Raw genomic sequence first — 12,069 nt, forward strand, 5'->3', positions numbered from 1 at the left:
GATCCTTCGCCATGTCCCAGAACACCCCTTCCCTGCGTGAGCTCGAGCACCACAATGCGTTCGTCGAGCGCCACATCGGCCCCAACGACGCCGAGATCGCGCAGATGCTCGATGTCGTCGGCCACGCGTCGCTGGATGCGATGACCGATGCCATCGTGCCGGCCAAGATCAAGTCGCCGGCGCCACTGGCGCTGCCGGAGTCGATGACCGAAGTGCAGGCACTGGCGAAGATCCGTGCGATCGCCGACAAGAACACCGTGCTGCGCAGCTTCATCGGCCAGGGCTACTACGGCACCCACACGCCGAACGTGATCCTGCGCAACATCCTGGAAAACCCGGCCTGGTACACCGCCTACACCCCGTACCAGGCGGAAATCTCGCAGGGCCGCATGGAAGCGCTGATCAACTTCCAGACCCTGTGCGCCGACCTCACCGGCATGGAAATCGCCAACGCCTCGCTGCTGGACGAAGCCACTGCCGCCGCTGAAGCGATGACCCTGGCCAAGCGTTCGGCCAAGTCGAAGTCGGACACCTTCTTCGTGCACGACGCCGTGCACCCGCAGACGCTGGAACTGCTGCGCACCCGCGCCGAGCCCATGGGCATCGTGCTGCGCGTCGGCACTCCGGCCGAAGCGCTGGAAGCGGAAGCCTTCGGCCTGCTGCTGCAGTATCCGGATACCTTCGGCCAGGTCGGCGACTACAAGGCGCTGGTCGATGCCGTGCACGCACGCGGCGGCCTGGTGGCCGTGGCCACCGACCTGCTGGCCCTGACCCTGCTGGCCGCCCCGGGCGAATGGGGCGCGGACATCGTGGTCGGCAACAGCCAGCGTTTCGGCGTGCCGTTCGGCTTCGGTGGCCCGCACGCCGCCTTCATGGCCTGCCGTGACGCCTACAAGCGCTCGATGCCGGGCCGCCTGATCGGCGTCTCGATCGACGCGCAGGGCAACCCGGCCTACCGCCTGACCCTGCAGACCCGCGAGCAGCACATCCGCCGCGAGAAGGCCACCTCCAACATCTGTACTGCACAGGTGCTGCTGGCGGTGATGGCGTCGATGTACGCCGTCTACCACGGCCCGGAAGGCCTGACCCGCATTGCCCGCCGCACCCATCGCCTGGCCTCGATCCTGGCTGCGGCGCTGCGCAAGGCCGGCGTGCAGGTCGGTGGTGACTTCTTCGACACCCTGCATGTCACCGGCGTGCACGCCGATGAGATCCACGCCGGGGCCCGCGCCGCCGGCTACAACCTGCGCGCGATCGACAGCGACTCGGTCGGCATCAGCCTGGACGAAACCACCACCCGCGCCGACATCGTGGCCGTGGCTGCCGTGTTCGGTGCCACGCTGGACGTCGACGCGCTGGATGCCAGCACCGCCGACGCACTGCCGGCCGGCCTGCTGCGCCAGTCTGAATTCCTGACCCACCCGGTGTTCAACACCCACCACAGCGAGCACGAGCTGCTGCGCTACCTGCGTTCGCTGGCCGACAAGGACCTGGCGATGGACCGCACGATGATCCCGCTGGGCTCGTGCACCATGAAGCTCAACGCCACCGCCGAAATGATCCCGGTGACCTGGCCGGAGTTCTCGCAGATCCACCCGCTGGTGCCGGCCGACCAGGCGCTGGGCTACAAGGAACTGATCGACACGCTGGAAGCGATGCTGGTCGAATGCACCGGCTACGACGCGGTCAGCCTGCAGCCGAATTCCGGCGCACAGGGCGAGTACGCCGGCTTGCTGGCGATCCGCGCCTACCACCGCTCGCGCGGCGAAGGCCACCGCGACATCTGCCTCATCCCGGATTCGGCACACGGCACCAACCCGGCTTCGGCACAGATGTGCGGCATGAAGGTGGTGGTGACCAAGACCGATGCCAACGGCAACGTCGACGTCGAGGACATCCGCCTCAACGCCGAGAAGTACAGCGACCGCCTGGCCGCGATCATGATGACCTACCCGTCCACGCACGGCGTGTTCGAGGAAGAGGTGGTGGAGATCTGCGAGATCATCCACCAGCACGGCGGCCAGGTGTACACCGACGGTGCCAACATGAACGCCCTGGTGGGCGTGGCCAAGCCGGGCAAGTGGGGTTCGGACGTTTCGCACCTGAACCTGCACAAGACCTTCTGCATCCCGCACGGCGGCGGCGGCCCGGGCGTCGGCCCGTGCGCGGTGAAGGAGCACCTGGCACCGTTCCTGCCGGGCAAGCTGGGTGACAACGGCCCGGTCGGCATGGTCAGCGCAGCCAGCTTCGGCAGCGCCTCGATCCTGCCGATCAGCTGGATGTACATCGCGATGATGGGCCGCGAAGGCCTGCGCAAGGCCACCCAGGTCGCGCAGCTCAACGCCAACTACATCGCCAGGCGCCTGGCGCCGCACTTCAAGACCCTGTACACCGGCCGCAACGGCCTGGTGGCGCATGAGTGCATCCTCGACGTGCGTCCGCTGGAGAAGACCAGCGGCATTGGCGCCGAGGACGTGGCCAAGCGCCTGATCGACTTCGGCTTCCATGCCCCGACCCTGAGCTTCCCGGTGGCCGGCACGCTGATGGTCGAGCCGACCGAGAGCGAATCGCTGCACGAGCTGGATCGCTTCATCAGCGCGATGATCCAGATCCGCGAGGAAATCACCGCGATCGAAGACGGCCGCCTGGACCGCGAGGACAACCCGCTGAAGAACGCGCCGCACACTGCAACCGCGGTGACCGCCAGCGAGTGGACCCACGCCTACCCGCGTGAGCTGGCTGCGTTCCCGCTGGCCAGCCTGAAGCAGAGCAAGTACTGGCCGCCGGTGGCACGCGTGGACAACGTGTACGGCGACAAGAACGTGATGTGCGCCTGCATTCCGGTCGATGCCTACAAGGACGATGAAGTCGAGGCTTGATTCCTCGCTGCATCGGTAAAGAAAACGGCCCGCGCAAGCGGGCCGTTTTCGTTTTGCGGTAGCACCGGGCCATGCCCGGCGAGCGCATTCTCCAGTAGATCCACGCCATGCGTGGATGCTCTGTTCTCACGGGTCCGGCATCTGCCCCAGGCTCAACTGCCACGACACCCCGAAGCGGTCCTGCACCCAGCCGTAGCGGTTGCTGAAGTCATAATCGCCCACCGGCATCAACCAATGCCCGCCCTCGCCCAGCACGCGCGCCGCGCGCTCGAACTGCTCGGCACCGGAACACTCGACGAACAGCGAGATCGACGGCGAGAAGGTGAAGTCGTGCACGTCCAGGCTGTCGAAGCACAGGTAGTGGGTGCCCCCCAGCAGGAAAATGGCCTGGCGGACCTGCCCGGGCACGCCGGCACCGGCGCCGTCCGGATGGCGCTGCATTGCCAGCAGGCGGAAATCGGCGAAGGCTTCGGCGTACAGGGCCAGGGCGGCCTCGGCCTGGCCGGTGAACATCAGGAAGGGACGGCTGCGCAGCATGCGGTACTCCCGGTCGACGGGCCGATGACGGCCTACCTGCACACAGTGCCACGCGGAATGTGTGCCTGTTGTAGAGCCGAGCCCATGCTCGGCTGGCGACCACGCAGACAGCAGCCGACCGTGGGGTCGGCTCTACAGAAAACCCGGCGACAGCAGCCGACCATGGGGTCGGCTCTACCCAATCACGCCTCGCGCATGCGCCGGGCGATGGCGCTGCCGGCGGCGATGGTGGCGGTCAGCGCCACCATCGACAGGAACTGCAGGCGGGTGTGCGACTCGCTCAGCAGCAGGCCGAAGATCAGCGCCAGGATGGCCAGCGCGCACACCGTCAGCCACGGGAACCCGGCCATGCGGAATGGCAGCCGGGTACCCAGGCGATCCGCGCGGCGGCGCAGCACCAGCTGCGAGACCAGCGACAGCGTCCACACCAGCAAGCAGGTGGAACCGACGATGTTCAGCAGCACCGGCAGCACCCGGTCCGGGAACAGCAGTTCCATCACGGTGGCGGCGAAACCGAACAGCACGCTGGCCAGCACGGCGATGACCGGCACCTGGCGCGGATCGGTCCAGCCCAGCACCGCTGGCGCTTCACGACGCTGCGCCAGCGAATACATCATGCGCGAGGCACCGTAGAGGTTGGCATTGAGCGCCGACAGCAGCGCGATCACCGCGATCAGGGTGATGGCGGTGCCCGCACCCGGGATACGGGCGATATCCAGCACCGCAGCGAACGGCGACTTCAGCGCCTCGCTGGTCCACGGCACTACGGCGATGATCACGCTCAGCGAGCCGATGTAGAACACCAGGATGCGCCAGGCCACCGTGCGGATGGCACGGGCAATGCTGCGTTCCGGATCTTCGGTCTCGGCGGCAGCGACGGCCACGATCTCGGTACCACCGAAGGCGAACACCACCACCAGCAGCGCGGCACCGATACCGGCCAGGCCCTTCGGTGCGAAGCCGCCGTGTTCGGTGAAGTTGCTCAGGCCCGGCGAGGTCACCTGCGGCAGCCAGCCCATCAGCAGCGCCACGCCGATGGCGATGAAGGCCAGGATCGCCGCGACCTTGAGGATGGCGAACCAGAATTCGAACTCGCCGAAGTTCTTCACCCCCAGCAGGTTGATCGCGGTGAAGAACAGCATGAAGGCCAGCGCCGCCATCGGTACCGGTATCGCCGGCCAGACCGTGGCCAGCAGCCCGGCTGCACCCACTGCTTCGGCGGCGATCACGATCACCAGCTGCACCCACCACAGCCAGCCCACGGTGGCACCGGCGGTCGCCCCCATGGCATCGGCGGCGTAGACAGAGAACGCGCCACTGGTCGGTTTGGCCGCCGCCATCTCGCCCAGTGCGTTCATCACGATGATCACCAGCGCACCGGCCACCAGATACGACACCAGCACTGCCGGACCGGCTGCCTGCACGCCCACGCCCGAGCCGAGGAACAGGCCGGCGCCGATGGCGCTGCCCAGGCCCATCATGATCAGCTGGCGGGGCTTGAGCGAATGTCCGAGGCGGGACGGCGAAGCGGTCGGAATCGAGTTGGGCATCGGCGGGGCTGGCGGCGGGCTACAGGGGCGACACCTTACCCTGTCCCATGCCCGCGGGGATAGGCACAGCGCAGCAGGCGGCTCAGGCCAGTGCGGGCTCGCCGACGTTGCCGCCGATACGGGCGCGGTAGGCGCGCGGCGAGAAACCGGTTTCAGCCTTGAACTTGCGGGTGAAGGCGCTCTGGTCGCTGAAACCGCAGGCCTGGCCGATGCTGGCGATGCTCTCGTCACCGTGCAGCAGGTGCATGGCCATCTGGATCCGCAGCCGGGTCAGCACCTGCTGCGGGGTCATCTGGAACACCTTGCGGAAGCTGCGCTCCAGCTTGGACAGCGAAAAGCCGGTGATGTCCAGCAGGGTCTGCATGCGCACGTTCTCGGCGTAGTGCGCGTTGAGGTGGGCCAGTGCCAGCCGCAGCTGTTCGTACTGGGTACCCAGGCTGTCCTTCTGGCCCAGGTCGCGGGAAATGCCGATCAGCCCCTCGATGGCCCCATCGACCACCAGCGGGCGCTTGCAGGTCAGGCACCAGCCCGGTTCGCGGTTGGCGAACAGGTGCAGCTCCATCAGGTTCTCGATCACCTCACCGGACAGCACGCGGGCGTCCTGGTCGACGTAGTCCGCACTGAGGCCGGTCGGGTAGATTTCGGCCGCCGTGCGCCCGATCACGTCCTTGCGCGCGCGCAGGCCCAGCCGCCGCAGCATGGTCTGGTTGACGTGGGTGTAGCGCCCCTGAAGATCCTTGATGAAGAACAGCACATCCGGGATCGCGTCGAACAGGGCTTCGATGTCGGCGGGCTCGACTCGCATGGGGCAAGCATAGCCGAGGCGCCCTTGCCGGTGCGATCACCCTTGCGGGACTTGCGCTTAACGCCGCCAGGACCACCGTGGGGGCCAGCCCCCACCGGAGACACGGCCATGCCCCGCGGTGACAAGTCCGCCTATACCGAAAAGCAGAAGCGCCAGGCCGAGCACATCGAAGAGAGCGAGCGCGAGCGCGGCGCCAGCGAAAGCACCGCCGAACGCATCGCCTGGGCCACCGTGAACAAGCAGGATGGCGGTGGCAAGCGCAGTGGCAGTGGTCGCAAGGTGGCGAAGAAGAAGGCGGCACACCCCCGCGCACGCGGCTGAGCTGATCGATCAGAGCCGCAGCGTCCTCATCCATGCGGAAATTTCAACTGCAGCTGCATCGGCGCGTACCTGCAGCAACAGATGTGGTCCCTGCAGCGAAACATGACGGGCGTCCGGCAGCAGCGCCTGCAGCTCGGCCACGCTGGGCGGCCACAGCAGGCGGTCCTGTCGTGCGTGCAGGCATAGCGTTGGCAGTACGAGCTGTGGCAAACGCGCGCGGACATCCACCTGCAGTGTCGCCGCAGCACGTTTGCGCAGGGTCGAAGCAGGTACGGTCGCGATTGCCTGGCGAAGCTCGCGCAGGTTAGCGCGGGTCCGCCAACGGCCCAGCAGCAGCCGGGCCATCAATCCGATGGGCGGCAGCGGCCAAGCGGGGGCCAGCATCCGTGCGCTCGCCGCGGGCAATGGTACCGGCCGCCGTGCGAAGGTCGTACTCAATATCAGTCCGCGCAGGCCGGTTGGCGAAGTCGCCGCCAGTTCAATGGCCAGCGGACCGGCAAACGATTCGGCCAGCAGGACAAATCCGGAGTCCGGCAACTTCAGGCGCAATGCAGATGCCATCGTGGCGTAGTCCTGCGGCCCCTGCGCTGGTAGCGGCAACACATCTATCGACAGGCCTCGTGAATGCATGGCGTCCACGAAGTGAGCCGACAGCAGGCCGGTGCCGTCCAGGCCTGGCAGCATGACCACTTGTAGCGGCATCGGATCCCTCACCGGGGACGTCCTTGATGAAGAAGCGTACGGCAACCAGCATGGCCGAACCGGAACCGGCACGCCATACGTGGAGGTATGCATCCATGCCAACCGACTGCTTCGCCTCCCCATTGGCAACCGCCGGGAAACGGATAGAATCGCCGCCATACGGGCCGCCAACGGTGGTCCAGGGGCTTGAGGAAGGACGTGCTGCGGCACGGTAATTGCATCACGGCAATGGACTGTCGACCGGCTACCCGGCCGACATCGGGAATCTGAAAGAGATGGAACGGTCCACCCGCGGAGGCGCGCAGGCGCAGTGCGGTGGCTGACATTCGTGGATTGATCAGGGGGATCGCATGTCCGCACGAAATCTTGTCCGTCCGCTGTTGCGGGCGGCGTTCCTGCTGCTGTTTGTCTTGAGCCTGCCGGCCCTGGCTGCGCCAGTCACGCTGCAGTTCACCAGCAACGCAGGGTTGGGCGGACCTGTCGCCCTCAGCGGCCAGGGCGGGTCCAGTCCAGTTCCCGGCCTCACCCTCCAGATCGGCAACATCTCCGACAGCAACGGCACGCCTGCCGGGTTGATCGGATGGAGGTCGTCGCTTGAACTCTCCGTCAACGACAGTTTCAATGGGCTGACCGACGCGGCGCTCTCCGATGGCTATCGTGGGATGTCGATGCGCTCAGCGGACGGCAAGGAATTCCAGTTGACCTCGTTCCGCTATTACAACTGGGGCGAGACATCGAGCACGTCCATCACCGTGCAAGGCCTGCGCAATGGCCAGCCGGTGGCATCCAGCTCGTTTGATGCCTACCGGGCAGGATATCTTTCGCAGACGGTCAATCTACCCAGCTTCACCAACGTCGATGAGGTGCGGTTCTATACCACCAGCGGCGCGATCAGCTGGCATACGATCAACGATATCGTCGTGGACCCTGTCCCGCTGCCGGACAGGCCTGCTGCACCGACGATAGACAGCGCCAGCGCAGGAAATGCACAGGTGTCGATCAACTTCACGCCACCGGCAGACAATGGCGGCGCGCCTGTCACCAGCTACACCGCCACATCGGCTCCGGGGGGCCACTCCGCCAGTGGCACCGTGTCGCCGCTGGTGGTCACCGGGTTGACCAACGGTACCGCATACACCTTCACGATCACGGCAACAAATTCGGCAGGCACGAGCCCTTCTTCGGCCGCGTCCGTCGCAGTCACCCCCAAGGGCGACCAGACCCTGACGTTCGCCGATCCAGGCCCACAGATGTTCGGTACATCGCCGACACTCACCGCCTCGGCCAGTTCGGGACTTGCGGTGGTCTTTGCCTCCACGACAACCAATGTCTGCACCATCACCAGCAACGGCACCCTCACCTTCATCAGCGCCGGCACCTGCGCCATCGATGCAAGCCAACCCGGAAACAGCGGCTGGAACGCAGCACCTGTCATAGGCCACTCATTCGCAGTCAACGCTGTTGCACCTGCTGCCCCGTCGATCGGCAGCGTGACGGCGGGACAAGCCTCGGCCAGCGTGCAGTTCAGTGCTCCCGCAAGTAACGGCGGTTCTACCATTACCGGCTACACCGTCACCTCCTCGCCAGGCAACCTGGTCGCATCGGGCGCCTCCTCGCCAATCCTCGTCACCGGCCTGAGCAACGGCACGGCCTATACCTTCACCGTCACCGCAACCAACGCCATCGGCACCAGCGCAGCGTCGGCCGCTTCGAACGCGGTAACACCCAAGGCCGCACAGACCATCACCTTTGCCAACCCGGGCACGCAGAACTTCGGCACCGTCCCGACGCTGACCGCCACCAGCAGCTCCGGGTTGCCGGTCACCTTCTCGTCGTCCACCACCGGCGTGTGCACGATTACGTCAGGCGGCACGTTGACCTTTCTCTCCAGCGGCAGCTGCACTGTCCTTGCCGACCAGGCCGGCGACGGCATGCATGAGTCCGCAACGACGGTTTCCCAGACGTTCACCGTCGTCGCGGTCGTGCCCGGCGCACCGACGATCGGCAGCGCGACCGCTGGAAACAGTCAGGCGTCGGTGACCTTCACTGCGCCGGCCAGCAATGGCGGCGGCAGCATCACCGGCTACACCGTGACCTCCAATCCCGGAGGACTGACCGGCTCGGGCAGCGGCTCGCCGATCATCGTCACCGGCCTGACCAATGGCATCGCGTACACCTTCACCGCCACCGCGACCAACAGCGCCGGAACCGGCTCCGCGTCGGCTGCCTCCAATGCCATCACTCCGGCGTCTGTACAGACCATCACCTTCAACAACCCGGGCGCGCAGAACTACGGCACCAGCCCGACGCTGACCGCAACATCCAGCTCGGGCCTGCCCGTCACGTTCACATCATCGACAACCCAGGTCTGCACCATCACCAGCGGCGGGCAACTGACCTTCGTTGCAGCGGGCAGCTGCGCGATCAATGCCAACCAGGCCGGCAACGGTGCATTCCTGCCCGCACCACAGGTCAGCCAGACGTTCATCGTCAACGCGCTGGTACCTGGCGCGCCGACCAGCGTCACCGCGACCCCGTCCGGCACCGGTCAGATCAGGATCATCTTCACTCCCCCCGCCGGCTCGGGAGGTTCGGCGATCACCGGCTACACCGCCACCTCGATTCCTGGCGGCCTGACCGGCACCGGCGCAAACTCGCCGATAACGGTCAGCGGCCTGACCGTCGGCCAGTCGTACACGTTTACGGTGACGGCCACCAACAGCGCCGGTACCGGCGCGGCATCGGCTGCATCGAACGCGGCAGTTGTCGCCGATGCGATCGTCGCCTCCCCGTCCAATGCGACGGTCCCATACAACACCGCGAGCGTCGTGCCGCTGACGATCAGCGGCATCCCCACCACCGTTTCCATCATCGGCACGCCGCAGCATGGACAGGCCGTTGCCAGCGGAACCTCGGTCAGCTACACCCCGACGACCGGCTACTACGGTGCGGATGCTTTCAGCTACCAGGCCAGTGATGGCAACACGACGTCGGCAACAGTGACTGTCAGCATCACCGTGTCCCCGCCAGCACTGCAGACCACCCCCACCAGCCTGGCTGCGGCAACCGCAGGTACCGCATACACGCCGACGCTGTCCACCAGCGGTGGTGCCGCGCCTTACGGCTACCAGGTGATCGGCAGCCTGCCGCCCGGCCTGTCGCTGAGCCAGGCCGGCGTGTTCGGCGGCGCCCCCACCACGGCCGGCACCTACACTTTCAGCATCCGCGTGACCGACAGCAGCAGCGGCGATGGCCCGATGAGCAAGGACACGCCCTACTCACTGGTGGTCAACGCGCCGCAGTTGGCGTTTGCCTTGTCCAGCCTGCCGCAGTCCTCCACGGCAACGGGCTACAGCCAGCGCCTGCAGGTCTCCGGCGGTGCCGCACCGTACCGCTTCGCCGTCAGTGCAGGTGCATTGCCGAGCGGACTGGCACTGGGCAGCGATGGCACGTTCTCTGGCACTCCACAGGGCGCGGGAAGCTACGCCTTCACCGTGACGGTCACCGACGCCAACAACTTCAGCGCCGATCAGGCCTATACCCTGCAGGTGCTGGAGGCGACGCAGCAGATCAGTGCGTTCCTCGCCAATCCCAGCGCTCCGGTCTACAGCATTGACGGACGCTTCAGCGTTTCCGCCAACGGCGGCGCCTCGGGCAACCCGTTGGTGTTCGCCACCACCACGCCGACGGCATGCCGCGTCGAAGGCAGCAGCGTGGTCATGCTCAGTGCGGGACGCTGCAGCCTGACCGCCAACCAGGCCGGCAATACGCAGTACCTGGCAGCAGCGCAGGCGACACTGGACGTGGAGATCAGCGCCGCAGTTCCTGTCCTGCAGTGGCCGCAGGAGCTGCGCAAGGTGTTCGGCGAAGCAGCCTTTGAACTGGCAGACCCGCAGAGCCCGAGCCGTGGCGCCTTCAGCTTCAGCAGCAGCGATACCAGCGTCGCCAGCGTGCAGGGACGCACCGTCACCCTGGTCGGCGAAGGCGTGGCGATCATCACAGTCACCCAGGCGGCCAGCGGCGGCTTCGCTGCCGGCAGCGCGCAACTGCGGCTGGTGGTCAGCCAGCGCCCGGACCCCACCCGCGACCCGGGGGTGGTCGCCACTCTGCAGGCACAGGTGGATGCCAGCGTGCGCTTCGCCAGTGCGCAGCAGGCCAACATCCGTGATCGTCTGCGCCAGGTCCGCGGTGGCGGCAATGCCTCCAGCAACCAGCTGTCGCTGAGCTATGCCGGCAGCAAGGACCTGCCCTCGCTGTCCGTGCCGATGTCGAGACTGGGTGACGCCGCACTGCCCTCGCTGCCCGCCGGTTGGGGCATGTGGGCCTCGGGCAGTGCCAGCTACGGCACCGGCGCCGGCCACAGCAGTTACGACTTCCGCACCGACGGCCTGACCATCGGTGTGGACCGTGCGTTCGGCAGGCAGTTCCTGTTTGGCGTGGCCGGCAGCCTGGGCCGCAACAACAGCGACATGGACGGCAGCGACGCGCGGGTGAAGTCCGACCAACGCTCGCTGGCCGCCTACGGCCTGTGGCGCGGGGGTGAGCATCTGTTCGTTGATGGCGTCCTCGCCACCGGCTCGCTGGATTTCGACACCCGCCGCTGGAGCAGCGATGCCAGCGCCTTTGCGCAGGGCAAGCGTGATGGCGACCAGTGGTTCGGTTCGCTGGCCATGGGCTACGAGCACCGCAATGCGGGCATGACGCTGACCGGCTACGGCCGCATCGAGGCCAGCCGCAGCACGCTGGACAGCTATCGCGAGAACGGCGCAGGCCTGTACGACCTGGTCTATCGCGAGCAGACAGTCCGCAACAGCGCAGTAGCGCTGGGCCTGGAAGGCGCGTATTTGTCTTCCGACCCTGAGGCCCGCGTGCGCCCGTTCTGGAGCATCGAGTATCGGCAGGCACTCGACGACAAGGGCGACGCCTATCTGAACTACGTGGTGGGCCCACGCGCACAGGACTACCAGCTGCGCATGCAGAGCTACAACGATCACGCGTTGTCGATCGCGGCCGGCATGGACGTGCGTCTGCAGCAAGGCTGGTTCATGTCACTGCTGCTGGGCCACGAACAGACCCGGGGTTCCAGCCGTGCCACCAGCATCGGGCTGCGACTCGGCTACGGTGCGGCAGGCGGCGCCTCGGGAACCGGCGCAATGGGCAACAACGAGGATGGCAGACAGCGCTGCAATCCGCGCCGTTGCCCGCCGCAGGCCAGCGCCGCACCTCGCTGAGACAGCGAAGCAAGGACACGCCAGCCCCGGACAGGGCTGGCGTG

The 12,069-nt window shown here is 66.7% G+C and carries 6 protein-coding genes and 1 pseudogene; 3 read left to right on the plus strand and 4 right to left on the minus strand.

Annotated features, from left to right (window positions below; all coding sequences use genetic code 11):
- Nucleotides 1-11: 11 nt before the first annotated feature.
- Entirely contained in the window at nt 12-2,879 is a 2,868-nt protein-coding gene (gene gcvP / locus D7T59_RS15315) for an aminomethyl-transferring glycine dehydrogenase (protein ID WP_180852693.1), read from the plus strand.
- Nucleotides 2,880-3,005: 126 nt separating this feature from the next.
- Here the strand turns inward: gcvP and D7T59_RS15320 are convergent, their stop codons facing one another.
- From D7T59_RS15320 to D7T59_RS15330, 3 genes are all read right to left on the minus strand, one after another.
- On the minus strand, nt 3,006-3,416 hold the full coding sequence (locus D7T59_RS15320; RefSeq protein ID WP_005410627.1) for a VOC family protein: 411 nt from the start codon (nt 3,414-3,416) through the stop codon (nt 3,006-3,008).
- A 182-nt stretch (nt 3,417-3,598) separates the two neighbouring features.
- A complete protein-coding gene (locus D7T59_RS15325; protein ID WP_164137696.1) occupies nt 3,599-4,966 on the minus strand; it encodes an amino acid permease in 1,368 nt (455 codons plus the stop codon).
- 82 nt (nt 4,967-5,048) lie between these two features.
- Nucleotides 5,049-5,771 carry a helix-turn-helix transcriptional regulator gene (locus D7T59_RS15330; RefSeq protein WP_049429965.1) on the minus strand — a complete coding sequence of 241 codons (723 nt, stop codon included), beginning with the start codon at nt 5,769-5,771 and terminating at the stop codon, nt 5,049-5,051.
- 108 nt (nt 5,772-5,879) lie between these two features.
- Here D7T59_RS15330 and D7T59_RS15335 point away from each other — a divergent pair.
- Nucleotides 5,880-6,083 (plus strand): annotated as a pseudogene (locus tag D7T59_RS15335) (hypothetical protein); the annotation flags it as partial.
- 18 nt (nt 6,084-6,101) lie between these two features.
- Here the strand turns inward: D7T59_RS15335 and D7T59_RS15340 are convergent.
- A complete protein-coding gene (locus tag D7T59_RS15340; protein ID WP_180852701.1) occupies nt 6,102-6,794 on the minus strand; it encodes an alpha/beta fold hydrolase in 693 nt (230 codons plus the stop codon).
- A gap of 350 nt (nt 6,795-7,144) precedes the next feature.
- Here D7T59_RS15340 and D7T59_RS15345 point away from each other — a divergent pair, with 350 nt between their 5' ends.
- A complete protein-coding gene (locus D7T59_RS15345; RefSeq protein WP_180852692.1) occupies nt 7,145-12,025 on the plus strand; it encodes an autotransporter domain-containing protein in 4,881 nt (1,626 codons plus the stop codon).
- Nucleotides 12,026-12,069: the final 44 nt, after the last annotated feature.

This window comes from Stenotrophomonas maltophilia, assembly GCF_013464915.1.
Classification (GTDB): Bacteria; Pseudomonadota; Gammaproteobacteria; order Xanthomonadales; family Xanthomonadaceae; genus Stenotrophomonas; species Stenotrophomonas maltophilia_AT.